This window comes from Coraliomargarita algicola (assembly GCF_033878955.1).
GTDB lineage: Bacteria > Verrucomicrobiota > Verrucomicrobiia > Opitutales > Coraliomargaritaceae > Thalassobacterium > Thalassobacterium algicola.
The window spans coordinates 2551348-2569198 of the sequence record NZ_CP138858.1; the positions used below are offsets into that span (position 1 = coordinate 2551348).

Here is a 17851-nt window from a genome sequence, read left to right on the forward strand (position 1 = left end):
GGGAGAAGCCATCTCATTAGTGACACTTCATGAAACGCAATAACGACAGTCTCGCCAATTCCCTAATCATGGCCCCATGGTGGGTCAGCGTCATTCTGGGTGCACTCGTTTACAGCGGACTTAAATTTGTCGCGCCCGGGCTTGGAGGGGAAAACATGATACTAAAGTCCTTCGCACAAGCCATGCCGCAGCTCGCGCCCTACGCTGCCCTTTTCTTTGCGATGCTTTCTGTCTTGTCTTACATTTTCGGGCGAAAACAAGCCGCCCTCGTGGATAAGCAACAGAGCCTTGAATCGCTGTGCGCAGTCAATTGGAAGGAGTTCGAATGGCTCGTCGGCGAAGTCTTTCGGAGGCAAGGCTATCGCACTGAAGAATCGCTTGGCGGCGGAGCCGATGGTGGCATCGATTTAATCCTGCATCGCGACGGCCAAACCACACTGGTGCAATGTAAACGCTGGAAGAGTAAACCCGTCGGCGTGCCCATAGTCCGAGAAATATTCGGCATTCTGACAGCCGAAAATGCCGACCGCGCCATAGTCATTACGACCAGCAAATTCACCAAGGAGTCGGAGAACTTCGCGGCGAAGAAGCCCATCGAGCTCATCGACGGACAACAACTGCTTGCAATGGTAAAATCCGTCCAAACCCAAGGAACAGAAGCCTCACAAGTGCAGAAAGCCGCGCCTGAACAAGTCAGCGCCCCCGACAGCAGTGCCAGCCCCCAGTGCCCCAAATGCAATTCCACCATGGTTCGCCGCACCGCTCGCCGTGGTGCCAATGCCGGCAACGCTTTTTGGGGCTGCACCGATTATCCAAAGTGCCGCGGCGTGATCTCGATTGAAAGCTAAACATGCCCTATTTCTTAATATCCATCTGCTTCACCAGCCAAACCAAACACGTCTGGCGCGTCGCCCCTTCAATAACCCCATAACCGGCCACATCACGACCAAAACCATTAACCACCTATCATTCAGGTTTTGCGAATCTAGAAAACAACAATGAAAAAAGCAGATTATTTTGTAAGCCGAATCGTCAAACTAGGCGAACTGAACCAAGACTCTTTAATGGAGGCAATCTGCAAGTCGCCGATTGTCACCATTGGGAAGTTTAATTGGACGATTACAAACGTTACAGATGAACGTGCATCCTCCTTCCCCTTCGTTTTCGGAAGATTATCCAAATATTCTTCCGAGGGGCATGTCACAATCGTAGACCCAAACGAACGATCAGAAAAGGATGCAGTCGCACCTAATCTTTTAATCGCTAGCGCCCCCTTTGTTTATCTACCAGAGCATTCCGGACTAGCTTTCATGCCAGTATGGAATGGCATACAGCGCGAATTGTTCCCGAAGAGGTTCAAGGCAATTGTAGAAGCAGCACACAACAATTTCTTTGCAGAGTGTTCAATCGAAACAATCTCTGACTATAGAGCCTTTACCACTAAACTAAAGAATTTGAGTATAATAACCGATATAGATGCTAAGGTACATCCTCCTAATCCTAGATTTGGAAGGCTTTGGGAGAGCCTGCATCACTATGTAAAAAAGCGTAAAGCCGACGAGGTTAAAGTAGAAGAAACAACGAAATCCAACCTAGGGTTGCAAAGCCAACTAATTAATTTGATTGAAGGTATTCTAGAAGATCCCACATTCGAACCGATTGAATCAGTTGATATCGCGGATGCAGCAGTACTGATGGCAGCTGATGGATATGGCTATGGAAAAGTTACCGGCATGGCAGACGGGATAACTACAGTTGTTAAAACTTCTGATACTCACAAATGCTTCAAAGCCGCTAAAGAACCAGAAGCCAGTGAGCTCGCGATGCAAGCAGATCGTGTATTCAGGAAAGTCAAAGACGAGCGAGACATGGATCACTGATGAAAATCCTCAAAGAGTTTATATATTTCTTCGTGATTTCATACGAAGCTATAATCTTCTTGGCAGGGCTGTGCCTTACAACATTCCTATCCTCACAGCTTAACCAATTACTCAACCAGATACCGGGATTAGCGGAACCGATACACTACTTTGGGGCACTACCTACCGCCTTCTTCGTCGCGACTGTTCACCTGTTTCGAAAATCGCTGTTCCCTGAAGCAGATAAACGGAGAATTCTGCAAAAGTGGGATGACTATAATCAATTAAAATTAGCGATGGTTGCTGCCCTCTGTTGGGCAGTTATCTTCACGATCCAAGGATGGGGAGCCTGGATATGGTACTCCCAGGGGCTTGTTGGCATATCCGCAATCTCCATTATCACTTCACTTATTGGTGGTTTTTGGAATGTAGCATCAGTGTTTTTTGCAGAAATCTCAATCAATGAACGCCTTGTTACACCAGAAGATTAATCCTTACAAGACTTGAAATCCCTCACGACCAGAACCTTCAAAGTCCAAAGTGAACTTACTCAGTGAAAATGTAACAATTCATGCAAAGCATTTTTCTAACCATACACCCCAGACTACCAATCCAAGATACGATTCAAAAAATGATTACGAATCCGTCGCGAATGAAAGCCTAAATTTAATCTGTCCCTGAATCCCCCCCCCCCCCTCTTCTCAAAAAAACAATGACTCACAACAATAATCAACGTAATTATAAACGTAACGACATGGTCCCATTTCAGCCCCGAGCTAATCACCCAATATCGAAACTCCTCCGGCGTCTGGTATTCCGGGCGCGATCTCAGAGCCGGTGCCAGAGCAAGAAGACGAGAACGATATTCCTTTTTAATTTATGAGCAACGAAAACACAGCAGCCATTGCCTTCAACAGCTAGAAATACTCCCATGTCCTTAAGACCGCTAGATAAATTTCTAGGTATAGCTAAAGACTAATTAGAATATAATGAATCCACTCGATATCTTTCTCGATACATTTAAAGGGGGAGTAACTTTAAAGAAAGTTATCGCTTTCTCATTGTTACTATTAGTCATTTTTGTCGCAGCGCTTGCCTTCGAACATCTTACGGGAACTTGGGAGCTCAGACGGTTAGAAAAAACGACGATAATTTTGACAGAGTTGAATAAACTTGGAGATCCTGAGGTATTGCCAATTCATCTCAGGCCTATTTACAATGAACTAACAGAGGCTCTAGTGACACAGGTACAAGAAGTTCAAAGGCCGGCAGTCGAAAAGGAAGCATGGCAAACCCATTGGCTTAGCAAATTTGCAGCAGGAGGCAGTATTTGGTTTTTAGTAGCTATCGCATTTGTCGCCTTCTTCCCGAAGAAAGAACAAGGTATCTTCTATGCATTCGTAGGTTTGGTCATGATTGGAGCATTTTTTGGAGGAATTAATGCACTGATTCCGACACTATATCACCCTCTAGTTAATTTAACGCTGGTTCCCTTACTCATGTTCGGAGCGACTGCGGGCGTCCCGATGAGTATTTCTGCCCTCGCTGCATTTAGAAAAGTCCGTGAAACTTCTATCAAGAAAGCTATATTGAATAACCTTAGACAATTGGCCTCTGCTGCTGACCAATATTTCTTAGAGCATGGAGTTACCAAAGTGGAGGCTTCCAAACTCATCGGACAAAATGCTTATATTAAGGAATTGAAATCTGTATCAGATGAACTCTACCCAGAATGGATCGAGCAAGGTCGAGATATCATCGCCGACCTTCCAGGAGAAGAAAGCATTTCAATCGATTTTTAGGAGCCAGAATAGCGTCATATTGTTATCTTTGCATTGCGCAAAACATAGCCTCCTCATTCAAACCACAGATTTATCAATCAAAACCCTTCACCATGGCGAACCATCACTCAGCTCCAACACATAAAGTCATCGAGGTGGTCTGTCTCGTCGCCATGGACCAGGACAACCAGATCCTGGCAACGCAGCGAGCCGAAGATAAACCACTTGGGCTTCTGTGGGAATTTCCGGGTGGAAAAATCGACACAGGCGAATCGGCAGAAGAGGCACTCCGACGTGAGATTGTTGAGGAACTCGGAATCGAACTCGGAGCACTCACACGCCTGCCTGCGGTGACACACGTATATGACTTTGGCACGATTCAGTTGATACCATTCCTTTCAAAAGTAAACACACGACCGCTGTTAGGCGAATTGCAAGCGCATGCGGCAGCACGATGGATCGCATTGGATGAGTGGGACCAACTGCAGTGGGCACCGGCTGATCTACCGATTATTGAGATGCTGCAAAAATCCGAATTATCGAAATGAGTGAACTAGAAGTTGGAATATACGAACGTCTACTGGATACAGAGCTAAGTGATGCACTGGGTTCGAATCCAGAGCTTATCTCGATTCTACGAAAAATTGATGATGAAGCGGCGCCACATACTTACGCCCAATTCATCGCACAACTATTACAGCAGGCACTTCGTAGCACTAAAGCCGAAGCACGCATTCCACTGCTAAATCAAATCATTGAACTGCTAGCCGCAACGGACGGCCTAGAATACATCGAGAGGAACCGACTGCTCTCTGATAGCAAGAATCTCTTAACTGAGGTTAATCATAGCAAAACCGCCCTCCCCCGTCCTCAGACGCCTCTGTCGACGAGTGCACTACTTACAGGGCTTGGTAACGATCCAGCACTTGAACACGAACTGCGCGCTGAAATGGCAACTGCGGACCGTGTCGACATCCTGGTCTCCTTTATCAAATGGTCAGGCCTGCGCCTGCTCATACCAAGCTTTGAGCGACTCGCACAACGTAAGATTCCTATTCGGATTCTATCCACGAGTTATATGGGCGCGAGCGATCCGGTTGCATTAGAATGGCTCTCGAAACTACCAAATGTAGATGTCCGTTTATCTTACGACACTGGCGGCACACGGCTTCACGCCAAAGCGTATCATTTCATTCGTAACTCAGGCTATTCGACGGCGTATATTGGCTCCGCGAACATGTCACATGCAGCAATGACGCAAGGTCTAGAGTGGACCGTCAAAGTGACTGCGCAAGACATGCCCCACATCCTGTCGCGCTTCGTTGCCGAGTTTGCAACCTATTGGGAAAGCAACGAGTTTGAGGTATATGAAGAGAAAGAATTCGTGCGCTTCCGCAAAGCAATCAACGACTACAAGCTACGTAAAAATGCAGGCCCACAATTCTTCGCGGACATCACCCCAAAACCATTTCAACAGCGCATCCTCGAAGCATTGGCCATCGCACGCGAAGCAGGCTCCTCAAGAAATCTTGTAGTCGCCGCCACTGGAACAGGGAAAACGGTGATTTCGGCGCTCGATTATAAACAGTTCGCGGAGGCCAAGAATACAAAGCCTCCTATGCTATTTGTGGTTCATCGGAAAGAGATTTTAGAAACAGCCTTAGGCTGCTTTCGAACCGTTCTTAAAGATCAGAATTTTGGCGAATTACTGGTTGATGGGATCGAACCCACAGAGTGGACACACGTGTTCGCATCGGTCCAAAGCTTAAATAACAAAAAGCCATGGCAGAACTATGGAACCAAGCACTTTGAGTATGTGATTGTTGATGAAGCGCATCATGGAACAGCCAACAGCTACCGCGCCCTATTCGAGCATCTACATCCCCAAATATTGCTAGGATTAACAGCGACGCCCGAACGCATGGATGGCAGTTCGATCTTGCCCGATTTCGACGATAGATTTGCCGCAGAAATTAGACTGTCCGAAGCACTCGAAGAGAAGCTGCTATGCCCCTTTCACTACTTTGGGGTGACTGATAGTATCGATCTAACGGACGATCGTTTTTGGACAAATGGACGCTATGATTCACGTGAGCTAGAAGCCGTCCTGTCTGGCGATGATATACGAGCGAAGACTCGCGTTGACACAGTCCTTCAAGCGATCGAGCGCTATCAACCCGACCTGAGTGATGTTCGAGCCATTGGTTTCTGTGCTGGAGTGAAGCATGCACAATACATGGCGGATCACTTCAACCAAGCAGGCATCCCATCGGCCGTCTTGCTAGGAAGCACCGCACGAGACATTCGGGCAGAAAGGCTTCGCGCCTTCCGCGAGGGGAGACTGACATTTCTATTTACCGTGGATGTGCTAAGCGAAGGCGTCGACATACCAGAAATCAATCTTGTCCTATTTCTTCGTCCGACGGAAAGCCTCACTGTATTTTTGCAACAACTCGGACGCGGACTACGACACGCGATCAACAAAGACTGCCTCACAGTTTTGGATTTCGTCGGGCAAACCCACCGCAAATATCGTCTGGATACAAAATTCGCAGCGCTACTTTCCCGCAAGCGTCAGCGTATAGACAAGGAAATCGAGAACGACTTCCCCAACTTGCCACCAGGATGCAGCATTCAACTCGAACGAGTTGCGCGCGAACGAGTCCTCTCAAAGATCAAAGAGGTCTTAAATAACCTCAAGCAATTCATTCCAGAAGTGATTCAAACTTGGGACGAAGAACAATCCAAACCACTCACTTTCGGGAATTTCATCGAAGCAACTGAGCTGTCACCCATTGAAGTCCTCTCCAAAAAAACTTGGAGCGAATGGAAAGCCCTTGCCCATCAAAAAGCGCCCCCCAGAGATCCAGATATAAAAACTGCTCGCAAAGCATTGCCGAGACTAGTGCTACGCAACGACCCTGACTTACTAAGCAACTTCCAAAAGCTCAACCAAGACCCCAAAGTCGAAGAAGCCACACAGACCTACGGCCGCCAGCAAGCGACCGCGATGCACTACATTATGTGGGGTCAAAAAGGAGAAAACGTTGGCGTCGATAGCGCAGAAGGCTCCTTTAGTAAGTGGCAATCGAACCCAAGCGTAGCTGCGGATGCCGCCGAAATCGCCGCATGGAAACAATCAAAACACACAGCAAGTATTCGCAATATCCAACTCCCGTACCCATGCGACTTAAAACTACATGCACAGTATGGATCTGCAGAAATCAAAGCAGCACTCGATTTATCCAGCATAGATAAAACAGGCCCGACCGGACAAGGCGTCATACATATCGAACCGCTCAAGACTTACGTCCATCTCGTCACCTTCAACAAAGACGAATCCGACTTTTCGCCCACCACGCAATACAGAGACTATCCCATCAGCCGGACAAAACTGCATTGGGAAAGTCAGTCGAATACCAGTCAGTCCAGCAAGACAGGACAAAACTACATACACTTCAGAGAACGAGGCTACACGATCCTTTTCTTTGCACGTCTCAACAAAAGACAAGAGCGCGAAACCTCCCCTTTCATTTTCTTAGGAAGCGCAAAAGAACTATTGAACTATGAAGGCAACCGACCGATCTCAATGACATGGGAGCTGGATCACCCCATTCCCGCAGAGCTGTTTGAAGAAGCTAGGTCGGTTTAAGAAGTCTACACATTCCACACTCATTAAATCCATGGATATCTTACTCTATATCATTATCGCCATCATTGTTATCGCGATTACTTTTAAATCAATCATTCTGCCTCTCTTTACGCTGGCGACTCCAAAAGATGCAGCCCCTCAGCGCGTTGCGTCAAGAACTCAAGGATCATCAGAGCCAGAGGTGCATCCTTACATTCGCCGCGAGAGCATTCTGACACCTACGGAGCTGACATTCTTCAACGCCTTAGTACCGGTGATTAACGGGCACTGGCATATCTTCACAAAAGTCCGGCTAGAAGACTTAATCACCGTAAGGTCAGGCTTAGAGAAAAAGGAGACATACGGCTTCCGCAGTCGAATTAAATCTCGTCACGTCGATTTTGTTCTCTGCGATAAGGAGACTCTGAAAATCCAGATGTGTATCGAGCTCGATGATAGCAGCCATCAGTCCGCCAAAGCGAAAAAAGCTGACGCCTTTAAGGACAAAGCCTTCAAAGCCGCCGGCCTCACATTAATTCGTATCCCCGCCCGACGCAGCTATAGTGACAACACTATCAAGACTTATCTATTTGATTCCGAACCTGAATTCGCACAGGTGGCAGATAAATTGAGTTCCCCACCCGCTCACGTCGGAGCCACGCCTGCTCTAGAAGCCACCAGAGCAGCTCCCGAGAACGACGAGGATCCTCATGCTCGATGGAAACCAGCATCAATGAGGAAATAGGGACACACATTTTAAAAGCTAACCCAATCATGCACCGCGACGCCTACAAAGCCTACCTTTACGAAAGGAATCTGAAAACAAGTCGGAAGGCGTCCTCATACCTCCGTGCACTTGATCTACTCGAACAGATGCTAAAGCGCGAAGCTTACAGCTTTTCGGATTGCCGGGACATTTGGAGTGTTCAATCAGTCGAACGCTTACAAGCGCTCTATGAGTTCGTGCTGACCGAAGCGAAACTCGGAAGCAAGACGCCTTGGTATATATCGGGATCTTCAAGTTATTTAGAGAAAGGTCACTGCTCCGCTGCTCTGATGAGCCTGCAAGAATTTTTAGTCGAATCACATTATCAACAGGAACAACTCGAAACATTCGAATCGCATACAGGCGATGAGTCAGAACTCGCCCCAAAGCTCGAACGAAAACTGAACTACCCGAAATGGCTACTCGATGGCCTAAATCCAAAGGAAGGCAAAGATGTGGTGCGATCCGTAAAGACTCGCTTAGATCAAAGAACATTTAGCGACATCGTCTTTAAGAATTACAATTCTACCTGCTGTGTCACCGGACTCGACATTCCTACCGTGAACCGCGCCAGTCACATCGTAGGCTGGGCCGATCCCCAAGGCAAAAAGATCAGACTCGATCCACGCAACGGGCTCTGCCTCTCCGCGACCTACGACGCGGCCTTTGATAGGCACTTGATCAGCTTGGACGACGACTACCGGGTCATTATCTCAAAGGAAATCAAGGAACACTACAGCAGTGAAAGTGTGCAGACCTATTTTATCAGCAAGGAAGGTGATGCGATTACTCTGCCACAATCTTACTTGCCCCAAAAAGCCTATCTCGAATTTCACCGCAAAAAAGGCAATTTCTAACACATGCTCCCCTACACGAAGTTAAACCCGCACAGTCGCGGAAATGGCAACTATGCACTCCACAAGCCACTGCTGTTATTATCCATTTTGGATATGACCGAATCGGGTGAAATCCGCTCTTCGCACTTAGAAAAAACTCCCGGACTAAGATTACGCTTTGATGCGTATTGGGCGATCGTTCAAGCACGTTAGGGTGGTCTGCCAGGATTGGATCAACCTAGAAAGAGTAGTCAGAAGACAGATGTCAGAGGCCAGAGATGAATATCAATCAGTTATGGCACTTCCTGTCTCGCCAAAATGGCGCATGCCGTGATTTTCATAACTAACTGATTCACAGTGACTGGCTTCTGTTCTCTGAACTCTGACTTCTGAATTAAGGATCAACCCTTTCACTATTTGCGCTCGCAAGGTTTCTGGACGACATACACGCCTTTTCCAAGAGCAGAAACAACTCTCCCGACAATGGCCTCGCGTTGACACGCGATGCACACTGGATGTTTGACAAAGGCCTATGGACACTCGACGAGCAGCAGCGAGTGATCGTCGCCGACGAGATCTTTACCGAATGGGGCCCCGAAACGGATTGGCTGCGCAAACGGCATCAGCAAGCCGCCTATTTTAACCAAGAATCCCAACTACGCCCGGCAGAGGTAAGGCTCCATTGGCACCGAAAGAATGTCTTCAACAGCCTTTAACCGCCGGCGAAGCATTGTTTTCAATATAATCTAATTTCATAACCATCTGAGACCGGACAACCTCACAACCGGCAAGAACAATCAGGAAACTTCACGATCCAAACAATGAGGTTCCGCTAACGAAAGAAAAGCAGGAAGTATGGACTTTTTGGATCTGCCGCGAGAGAGCGCCCAGATTCCCGGGATCGCCAATCTCCGCATTGGCTGCGGTGGCACGGGCCGCGACGACGCTCCCCGATCCAGAGGATCGAGGCTACGAAAGAGTGCAGGAGCTTTCCCCGGGATCGCCAATCTCCGCATTGGCTGCGGTGGCATGGGCCGCGACGACGCTCCCCGATCCAGAGGATCGAGGCTACGAAAGAGTGCGGGGGCTTTCCCCGGGATCGCCAATCTCCGCATTGGCTGCGGTGGCACCGGCCGCGACGACGCTCCCCGATCCAGAGGATCGAGGCTACGATAAAAGTGCGGGGGCTTTCCCCGGGATCGCCAATCTCCGCATTGGCTGCGGTGGCACGGGCCGCGACGACGCTCCCCGATCCAGAGGATCGAGGCTACGAAAGAGTGCGCGGGCTTTCCCCGGGATCGCCAATCTCCGCATTGGCTGCGGTGGCACGGGCCGCGACGACACTCCCCGATCCAGAGGATCGAGGCTACGATAAAAGTGCGGGGGCTTTCCCCGGGATCGCCAATCTCCCATTCGATGTTCGATGTTGGGCGTTCGATGTTCGCCCCATGCCCATGCGTCGCTTCCAGCTATGCAGGCCGCAGCAAGTGACGCCCCAACAAAATGAACCCGCAATCTAATTCTTAAAAAATCCACCATTTTCCCGTTTAACTCTCGAAAAATCAACAAATTCAACGACTGGCCGGCTTTAATTCTCCTTTTTTCCGCGCGCACGATTCATACGCACAAAAATCTAATTCTTGAAAATTCAACAGAAAGAACGTTTAATTCTTAAAATACCTACAGATCGCGTAGATTTTAAGGCTTAATACATCTTTTTTCTTATGGCTCTCCTATTCGGCACCTCGAATCCACAACGCTCTGCCGAAATCTCGCGTGAGCTGAAAGCGGGTCATTTACGAAAACTCGCTTCAAAACTCTACACAGACGACTTAAAAAGTCCTGCAGAGACGATTGTTCAACGCAACCGACTGATGATCGCGGCTCACTTTTATCCCGATGCAGTGATCAGTCACCGCTCAGCATTGGAGGGTGGCAGCGTCTCGCCAGGCGGCAAATTACACTTGAGCGTTCCCCGAAAAGGCGTGCCGCCTCGCAAACTCCCGGGTTTGGAAATCCGCATTTGGAATGGTCCAGAGCCTCAAGCGAACGACATACGCACACCACTAGGCGATGGGCTGGTAGTATACAGTGCATGCGAGGAGCGAGCTGTGCTAGAGAATTTTCAAATTGCGCGAGCTCGGGCAAATGATGAGTCCAAGACATTCTCTGGTCAGGAGCTCGAAAACTGGTTTGATCGACAACAACGGCTCGTCGGCCCCGACTGGCTTCCACAGCTTGAAGCTAAAGTGCAACAACTCGCGAACGAACTGGGCTGGCAACGAGAGCTCGACTGTTTCAAACAGTTTATTGCCGCATTACGTGGCAAACCATCCAGCCATCAATTGGTGAGCGAGTTAGCTAGTTCACGTGCCCGGGGGAAACCTTATGATCCGGATCGTATCGCCCTATTTGCTGAACTGCACACACGCTTGGCGAGCGAACCCTTCCCCGATCTGCCCGCGCCGCCGGTAGCGGAACATCCGAATCGGGCATTCTGGGAGGCTTATTTCTCGAACTTCATTGAGGGCACCAAATTCTCAGTCGAAGAAGCGCAAGAGTTGGTTAAAGAAACCGCAAATGCCATTCACCTGGAAAAGAAGCGTCCGGAAGATGCGCACGACGTGAAAGAAACCTATCGACTGATCGTGGATCCGAATATCAGTGGAAGCGTCGCGAACAATCCAGACGACTATATGAACCTGATCATTCGAAGGCACGCCCGTATGATGGCGACTCGTCATGATGTAGAGCCAGGCGTCTTTAAGACGAAAAATAATGAAGTCGGCTCACGCACATTTGTGAAACCGGAACTGGTGCGCGAAACACTCGCACGCGGATGGTTGGCCAGTCGCGAGCTGAAGTCGGCAGCATCGAGAGCATTCTACATACTTTTTGTCGTCGCAGAGGTGCACCCATTCAAAGACGGCAATGGACGTATCTCAAGACTAGGAATGAATGCCGTGCTAGAGAATGCGCAGCAGATGCGACTGATCATCCCCACCTCGCTACGCAATGATTATATAAGCGTGCTCGAAGCCCTTACGCTGAACGGCAATGCCAATCCCTACGTGGCGTTCGCACATAAGTTGATGGATTTTAACAGCCGTATGCCGTTTCGCTCTTTTGAGGAGTCCTACGAACACTTCAAAAAAACGGGCGCGCTCGACGAACCAACGAACTCGAATTTCAGTCTAGAAAACTTCATTTCATGAACCCCAACGTCCAACAAGCCCTCAGTCAGAATTGAGGTGAGCGACTATAACGAATTTCTCCATTTCTGGTATTGATACACCAGAACTCACTCACTTTGATTTTGTCATGGATCTTTTAATTTACGCCATCATTGGCCTTTTCGCTGTTTTATTTTTTGGTTTGGGACTGGCGCGCAGCTTAATGTCGAAACCAGGCACGAAGAACCAAGCTTCCTCCAAAGCAAAACTAGATACGAATCAAGAAACGAAGCTGCCCTACCAAGCGTGCAAAAGTCTGCTGACGCCGAACGAACACGCGTTCTTTAAAGTGCTGCAACCCTTGGTCGAACCACATTGGCATCTGTTCGCTAAAGTCCGTATGGAGGATATCATTGAAGTCCCCAAAGAGCTGGAGTATCGTGAAAAGCAAAGCTTGAGAGGACGTATCAAATCGCGCCATATAGACTTCGTCATTTGTGACCCAACTACACTTAAAGTATTAACCTGCATCGAGCTCGACGACAAGAGCCACCAAAAAAAGAAAAGCAAAGAGGCCGACCAATACAATGACCGGGCAATGCGCGATGCCGGAGTCAGTCTACTACGTGTCCCGGCCCGAATGAGCTACAGCGAGGAATACCTGAAAAGTTATCTGTTCGAGGAAGAAGCCCCTAGCGAATCCGCGTATGCGCCCATAGCGACCGCGATGCATTAAAGTCAGGCCGCCTCGCAGTGTATTTATGGATACAAACGAAAAATAAAAATCATCGCACGCCAAACTTCCGAGTGGATAGACCCCAGAGCCACTAAGAACAATTAGGTCGTCCTCGCGAAAGGTTTCCAAATACCCTGCGTATTTATTTAATATACTATCTCAAAGTTCCAGCACCTACAGCCCATCGACCGAATAATCGCGAAACAAATCCTCTGAGCGCTCCTTGGTGATATCGGTGGCATCTGTACAAATCTGCGTCCATCTGCGTCCATCTGCGTCCATCTGCGGTTATAATGTAGCGCGGGGCTTCGGAAACTATGTCAGCCATTACGATTCATATAATTTTGGTTCACTGGTAGTAGATCCAAAGATTAAACAGAGCATGGCTATCAAAGTGTTCGAGTAAAACGACATTTAGGATACTGACTACACCCAAGAAACTGATTGCCTGCATTCGCTCCTCTTCGAGCCGTGCGAGTCACCAAAGGAGCTCCGCAGTTAGGACAGGTCGTATTTGATTTATGACGAGCCTTCAGGGAATTCATGTGTGTGCTGCGTGTCAGAGTTGGTGTCGCCTTTAACTCTTGAAGACGTCGATACACTGAAGACACCTCATCAGAAGAAAGCATTAATTCTCGATAGCTGCCTATATGTCTCGCAAGCCGTTCATTAACAACATTTGGCGGCATCGAAGTTTTAAATACAGCATCCCCTATAAAAAAGATAATCGAATGAAAATAATTCTCACTAAGCCCCAAACACTCCGATAGGCATTTTATGTGTCGATAATTTTGCCTAAGAGGATTCTGAAAAGAATGCTTCTTACCATATAGCACTTGAGTCCAGCGAGCTTGCTTGGGATCACCAAAAATCCAGCCATTATAATTCTTGGTTTCCACCACAAATATACCATAGCAAGAAACCAATATGTGATCTATTTGAGTTGTACCGCTACGCGTTGGGACGATCAAATCATGAATACGCAAATAAACCCTGCTATCCAAGAAAGCCCACATCCCAACTGAAGCCATTTTTTCACCAAACCAACCTTTAAGGACCCCCATAACTAACCTCCATAAACAAATAATTCAGTATTATGATAATATGTGAGGAAAATAACAAAACCAATCAAGACAAACCAACCACAAACATAGTCACAAAAACGATAGAATCCCCTACGTGGCCGATCCAACGGCGGTCGTCACCCCTGCGTCGCTTTCAGCTATGCATTGAGCTGCCCCCGACAAAAAGAATCCGCGACTCAACTAGCAGTGCACTGGGCTTTCAGGTCTCAGCATAGCGGTGGCTTGGATTCACGTCCATTCACGTCCATTCACGGTTAAGTATTGTAGTTACCTGATGGATACCAGTTCCAGAAAAGGATCTGTGTTCCTCGCTGCTTCAATCCACCATGTTCACGCGGTATTCTGCGAGTGGATGCTTGCTTTGCCATTGTGGGAGGCGTGGGCTGGGACCTTCGATGCGAACCAGGGGCGGTGTGCGCTCGGCGAGGCCGTTGATCTTTGCCCAGAGGGTGGTGTCGCCCCAGTATTGTGGGGGCGTGTCGGCCTGCGCGACGGCGATGAAAATTTCGGCTGGACTGTGATGGCCGGCGCGGAGGGCAGCGAGGGTGTGGTATTCGAGTCGTCCGAACTCGCTGTCGGCGTAGCTGTGTTCTTGCAGCCAGCGCGTGACTGCCGCGGGAATCCATTGGATGGGGGCCTGTGATTGAGCGGCTAGCGCTTGGAATGCGGCGAGGTCTTGCTCGGCGAAGGCGCGGTCGACTTGGCAGGCAAATTCAAATTGTTCGGGGCTGACGGGCTGTCGTGTGGGGTAGCTGGCGGCCAGCTCGCTGGGCTGTAGTTGGCCGAGGCCATTGTAGCGTTCGATTCGGGGATGGGCGTCGATGCAAATGAGCTCGACTTGCGAGCGCTTCAAATGTTGTAGGCAGGTGAGAATGTGGCACAGCATCGATTGATCGAATAGGCAGGCATCGAACCACAGCACAATCTGTGTGTCGGCGAGCATTTCGCTCAGTTTGCGGTATTGGTCCTGGAGTGTTTCCAGCACGTATGCCTGGTCCAGGCCGCCGCCCGTGCTTTGCTCGAGGAAAACGGCGCGTGCTCGTAAAGTCGCCTCACTCGGCCAGCCCGGATTGCGGGGGCCGTCGTAGAGAATGTCGTGCCAGACAAAAACCTCGCCCGGCAGTTGTGCTTGTGTGAGTAACTGACCGGCGCAGTCGCCGCTGGTGATGTGAAGGGTTGCTGCCATTGAAATACGTGTGAAAGATCTACAACCCGAGTCGGGTGGCGTACCATGAGGCTTCGGCGCGGGTGGAGATGCCGAGCTTGCGGTAAATCGCTTTGATGTGGCTGGCTACGGTGGTGGGCGCGATCCCTAGCTGGCTGGCGACCTCGCTGTTGCGGTATCCGCGGGAAATGAGTACGAGGGTTTCTTTCTCGCGCTCGGTTAAGAGCTCGTGGTCGGCTTCGATGGGGCCGGTGCGCTGAAAGTGCTCCATGATGCGCTTGGCGATTGAGGGCGAGAGCGCGGGAACGCCTGTGCTGAGCTCGCGCAGCTGTCGACTCAGTTGCTCGGCGGGGTGCTCTTTGAGCAAATATCCCTGCGCGCCTGCGGAGAGGGCGGCGACGATGAGGGCGTCGTCGCCCATGATGGTGATGATCACGCAAATGGTTTGTGGGCTGCTGCGTTGGATGGCTCGCAGGGCGTCCAGGCCGGAGCCATCGGGCAAGGACAGGTCGATCAGGGCGAGGTCGAACTCGGCTTTTGCGGTGGCTGCTCGGCTGCTTTTTAAATCGGGGGCTTCTGTGATCTGACAGTGGGGGAATGCTTGGCTCACGATCGCGTTGAGCCAACGGCGATTGTCGGCCTGGTCTTCGATGATGAGGCAGCTGTTCATTTCTAGGAGGGCGAAGCGTTGCAGGGAATCTCTATGCGTAAATAGGTAGTTCCCTCTAGGCTGCTCAATTTGAAACTGCCGTCAAGTGCGTCGATGCGTGCCTGGATGTTGCCCAGTCCATTGCCTGCGGGAGAGGTCGCGGGATCGAAGCCCTTGCCATTGTCGCGAATTTCTAGCTGCAGTTGATTGTCTGTAGCCGTCAGCTGGATGGCCACCTGCGTGGGCTGGGCGTGGCGTATCGCATTACTCACAGCCTCGCGTAGGATCGAGCGCAGGGCATGGCTGAGTTGATGCGAGCTGACTGCCGGCAGCTGATCGGGGGCGGACCATTTAAACTCAATGCCGACCGCTTCCAGGCGTTCGGCGGTTTCGAGTCTGAGTTCGGCCAGGGTGGTGGCCAGTGTCTCGGCGCATTCTGAGGATTGATTGATGACGGCCCGCAGGTCGGAGAGTGAATCGCGAATGCGGGCGTCTTTGGTGGCGTTTTCCGAGCTGTGCAGTGCGCTGAGTAGTTGGGCGCCGATATTGTCGTGCATGTCGCGTGCGATCCGTGTGCGCTCCTCGGCGACGCCTTTTTCGTAGGCGGCCAAGCTGGCGAGTGCATGCTCCAGCATCGAGACGAGTTCGTTGGCCTGTGCGGCGTCGCGGGGGTGGAAGAGCGCACGTCCGCCACGTGCGTAGCGCAGTTCCAGTCCGGGGAGTCGGCCGACGGGGGGCAGGACCATGGTCAGACCATCGTCCTGTAGCTGCACCTGCGTCTGTGGCTGGCCGGTCGCTTGAGTCATTTCCAAGGGTTCAAAGACGGAGTGAATGACTGCACGCCAGCGATCGACCTCGTTTTTGGTGCCTGGTGGGGCCAGTGCCACGTCCACCACGCGTTGAAACAGGTCAAAGGTGTCCTGCGAATTGCGGGGCGCGAATCGTTGCCACAGCCAAGCCCGTGCGGGGAGCCAAACAAGCCCGCAAATCAGTAAAGCGACGGCCAGTGAGGTGCCGGTGGAGAATTGCAGGCCATAGACAAAAAACAGATCCATCACCACTAGGAGCAGCACCGCGAGCGCCCAGGCCATGACGCGCCGCCACCACTCACCCAGATCGAATAGACGGTAGCGCAAGATCCCCAACGCCAGTCCGCCATAGACCAGTAGGAAGAGCAGAAAGGCGTAGCCCTGGATGGGGGAGGTATCGATACCGAAGCTTTGCGGCAGTAAGATGAAAAAGCAGAACACACTGGTGCCGACCACCCAGGAGAGCAAAAACCACTGCAGCTTGGCGCGTTCCAGCGGATGGCGTCCACTGATGCGCCAATGCGCGCCGGCCAGCACAAAGGTCGCCAGCACCCCGAGCAAGACCAGGAAGCGGCGGGCAAAGGTCATCGACTCAAAGAGGCCGATCTGCTGGGCCACAAACCAAAGCACAAAGAGCGCCACCACCGAGGGGCCGACCCAGCGTGGGGCAATGCGGCGGGGATAGACCAGCAGCAAGGCGACGAAGCTGGCGGCAAAGAGACTGCCGCCGAGGAAATTAAGATCGCTGGCCCATTGCAGCAGGGTGCCGGGTACCGCCAGTTCACGCGTGGTGTAGGTCGCCGCCGCCGGCGCGAAAAGCAGGGTGGCCGCTCCGCTCAATAATAGATAGCGCGCGCTGGCCTCGCCGGGCCGAAAGGCAAACACCGCCGCGGAGACTAGCCAGGCCACTAAGCCGACCAGGCATTGCACCCAAAAGTCGGCGGGCAGATCCAGTAAGGGCCGGCCAGCGGGATCAGGTTGCACGATAAAGCGCTGCCCGTCCGCCGCGATGAAGCTGAGCGCGGGCGCGGCCTGCATGCGGGCCAGCCGCTCCTGCCGCTCCAGAAAGCGCCGATAGTTGGCATAGTCGCCCATGGCCCCGTCCGGCTCGACCGTGAGGTCGAAGGCGCTGAGTTCCAGCTGATCTTCCTCGGTTTCGGCCCGGACCAGAATGGTGCCGGGGGGATGTCGGCCGCGGGGCCCTTGCTGGCGCGCGCCTGCACGCCGCTGCCCGTGTCGCTCGGGGCCAGTTTTAATCCCAGCCAGGGCTGTTGATGAGCCAGTAGAGTGACGAGCAGCATCACCGCGATTCCCAGAGCCAGGGCTCCGGTCAATAGCGTCAGCGGTGGAACTTGTCGTCG

General features: G+C 51.0%; 17 protein-coding genes. 13 read left to right on the plus strand and 4 right to left on the minus strand.

The window, feature by feature from the left end:
* Positions 1 to 29: 29 nt before the first annotated feature.
* The 13 genes from SH580_RS10280 to SH580_RS10340 all read left to right on the plus strand — a co-directional run bounded on the left by SH580_RS10280 (position 30) and on the right by SH580_RS10340 (position 12782).
* On the plus strand, positions 30 to 848 hold the full coding sequence (locus SH580_RS10280; protein WP_319834891.1) for a restriction endonuclease: 819 nt from the start codon (positions 30 to 32) through the stop codon (positions 846 to 848).
* Between the two features lie 150 nt (positions 849 to 998).
* A complete protein-coding gene (locus SH580_RS10285; protein WP_319834892.1) occupies positions 999 to 1880 on the plus strand; it encodes a hypothetical protein in 882 nt (293 codons plus the stop codon).
* Positions 1880 to 2350, plus strand: a complete 471-nt coding sequence (locus SH580_RS10290) for a hypothetical protein (protein WP_319834893.1) — start codon at positions 1880 to 1882, stop codon at positions 2348 to 2350. Before SH580_RS10285 ends, SH580_RS10290 begins: the two co-directional genes overlap by 1 nt.
* 498 nt (positions 2351 to 2848) lie before the next feature.
* Positions 2849 to 3661: a hypothetical protein gene (locus SH580_RS10295; RefSeq protein ID WP_319834894.1), complete on the plus strand. Its 813-nt coding sequence runs from the start codon at positions 2849 to 2851 to the stop codon at positions 3659 to 3661.
* Between the two features lie 92 nt (positions 3662 to 3753).
* Positions 3754 to 4188, plus strand: coding sequence for a (deoxy)nucleoside triphosphate pyrophosphohydrolase (locus tag SH580_RS10300; RefSeq protein ID WP_319834895.1), 435 nt, complete (start codon positions 3754 to 3756; stop codon positions 4186 to 4188).
* The gene (locus SH580_RS10305; protein ID WP_319834896.1) at positions 4185 to 7292 is read left to right on the plus strand and encodes a DEAD/DEAH box helicase; all 3108 of its coding nucleotides are present in this window, start codon (positions 4185 to 4187) and stop codon (positions 7290 to 7292) included. Before SH580_RS10300 ends, SH580_RS10305 begins: the two co-directional genes overlap by 4 nt.
* 31 nt (positions 7293 to 7323) lie before the next feature.
* A complete protein-coding gene (locus SH580_RS10310) occupies positions 7324 to 8016 on the plus strand; it encodes a DUF2726 domain-containing protein (protein WP_319834897.1) in 693 nt (230 codons plus the stop codon).
* Positions 8017 to 8045: 29 nt separating this feature from the next.
* Entirely contained in the window at positions 8046 to 8894 is an 849-nt protein-coding gene (locus SH580_RS10315) for an HNH endonuclease (protein WP_319834898.1), read from the plus strand.
* Positions 8895 to 8897: 3 nt separating this feature from the next.
* Entirely contained in the window at positions 8898 to 9086 is a 189-nt protein-coding gene (locus SH580_RS10320) for a hypothetical protein (protein WP_319834899.1), read from the plus strand.
* A 230-nt stretch (positions 9087 to 9316) separates the two neighbouring features.
* Positions 9317 to 9589, plus strand: a complete 273-nt coding sequence (locus SH580_RS10325; RefSeq protein WP_319835004.1) for an HNH endonuclease — start codon at positions 9317 to 9319, stop codon at positions 9587 to 9589.
* 200 nt (positions 9590 to 9789) lie between these two features.
* Complete coding sequence (locus tag SH580_RS10330; protein ID WP_319834900.1) at positions 9790 to 10248, plus strand: hypothetical protein; 459 nt, start codon at positions 9790 to 9792, stop codon at positions 10246 to 10248.
* A 349-nt stretch (positions 10249 to 10597) separates the two neighbouring features.
* Positions 10598 to 12088: a Fic family protein gene (locus tag SH580_RS10335; RefSeq protein WP_319834901.1), complete on the plus strand. Its 1491-nt coding sequence runs from the start codon at positions 10598 to 10600 to the stop codon at positions 12086 to 12088.
* 106 nt (positions 12089 to 12194) lie between these two features.
* Positions 12195 to 12782 (plus strand): DUF2726 domain-containing protein, encoded by a 588-nt coding sequence (locus tag SH580_RS10340; protein WP_319834902.1) that lies wholly within the window; start codon positions 12195 to 12197, stop codon positions 12780 to 12782.
* Between the two features lie 389 nt (positions 12783 to 13171).
* Here the strand turns inward: SH580_RS10340 and SH580_RS10345 are convergent, their stop codons facing one another.
* The 4 genes from SH580_RS10345 to SH580_RS10360 form a co-directional block, all read right to left on the minus strand.
* Positions 13172 to 13846, minus strand: coding sequence for a nuclease-related domain-containing protein (locus SH580_RS10345; RefSeq protein ID WP_319834903.1), 675 nt, complete (start codon positions 13844 to 13846; stop codon positions 13172 to 13174).
* Between the two features lie 337 nt (positions 13847 to 14183).
* Positions 14184 to 15053 carry a DUF1835 domain-containing protein gene (locus tag SH580_RS10350; RefSeq protein ID WP_319834904.1) on the minus strand — a complete coding sequence of 290 codons (870 nt, stop codon included), beginning with the start codon at positions 15051 to 15053 and terminating at the stop codon, positions 14184 to 14186.
* A gap of 19 nt (positions 15054 to 15072) precedes the next feature.
* Positions 15073 to 15702 (minus strand): response regulator, encoded by a 630-nt coding sequence (locus tag SH580_RS10355; protein ID WP_319834905.1) that lies wholly within the window; start codon positions 15700 to 15702, stop codon positions 15073 to 15075.
* A gap of 2 nt (positions 15703 to 15704) precedes the next feature.
* Entirely contained in the window at positions 15705 to 17528 is a 1824-nt protein-coding gene (locus SH580_RS10360) for an ATP-binding protein (protein WP_319834906.1), read from the minus strand.
* Positions 17529 to 17851 lie beyond the last annotated feature (323 nt).

Coding starts and splice junctions, on each gene's coding strand:
- SH580_RS10280 (WP_319834891.1), top strand. CDS start 30: ATGAAACGCAATAACGACAGTCTCGCCAATTCCCTAATCATGGCCCCA.
- SH580_RS10285 (WP_319834892.1), top strand. CDS start 999: ATGAAAAAAGCAGATTATTTTGTAAGCCGAATCGTCAAACTAGGCGAA.
- SH580_RS10290 (WP_319834893.1), top strand. CDS start 1,880: ATGAAAATCCTCAAAGAGTTTATATATTTCTTCGTGATTTCATACGAA.
- SH580_RS10295 (WP_319834894.1), top strand. CDS start 2,849: ATGAATCCACTCGATATCTTTCTCGATACATTTAAAGGGGGAGTAACT.
- SH580_RS10300 (WP_319834895.1), top strand. CDS start 3,754: ATGGCGAACCATCACTCAGCTCCAACACATAAAGTCATCGAGGTGGTC.
- SH580_RS10305 (WP_319834896.1), top strand. CDS start 4,185: ATGAGTGAACTAGAAGTTGGAATATACGAACGTCTACTGGATACAGAG.
- SH580_RS10310 (WP_319834897.1), top strand. CDS start 7,324: ATGGATATCTTACTCTATATCATTATCGCCATCATTGTTATCGCGATT.
- SH580_RS10315 (WP_319834898.1), top strand. CDS start 8,046: ATGCACCGCGACGCCTACAAAGCCTACCTTTACGAAAGGAATCTGAAA.
- SH580_RS10320 (WP_319834899.1), top strand. CDS start 8,898: ATGCTCCCCTACACGAAGTTAAACCCGCACAGTCGCGGAAATGGCAAC.
- SH580_RS10335 (WP_319834901.1), top strand. CDS start 10,598: ATGGCTCTCCTATTCGGCACCTCGAATCCACAACGCTCTGCCGAAATC.
- SH580_RS10340 (WP_319834902.1), top strand. CDS start 12,195: ATGGATCTTTTAATTTACGCCATCATTGGCCTTTTCGCTGTTTTATTT.
- SH580_RS10345 (WP_319834903.1), bottom strand. CDS start 13,846: ATGGGGGTCCTTAAAGGTTGGTTTGGTGAAAAAATGGCTTCAGTTGGG.
- SH580_RS10350 (WP_319834904.1), bottom strand. CDS start 15,053: ATGGCAGCAACCCTTCACATCACCAGCGGCGACTGCGCCGGTCAGTTA.
- SH580_RS10355 (WP_319834905.1), bottom strand. CDS start 15,702: ATGAACAGCTGCCTCATCATCGAAGACCAGGCCGACAATCGCCGTTGG.
- SH580_RS10360 (WP_319834906.1), bottom strand. CDS start 17,528: ATGCAGGCCGCGCCCGCGCTCAGCTTCATCGCGGCGGACGGGCAGCGC.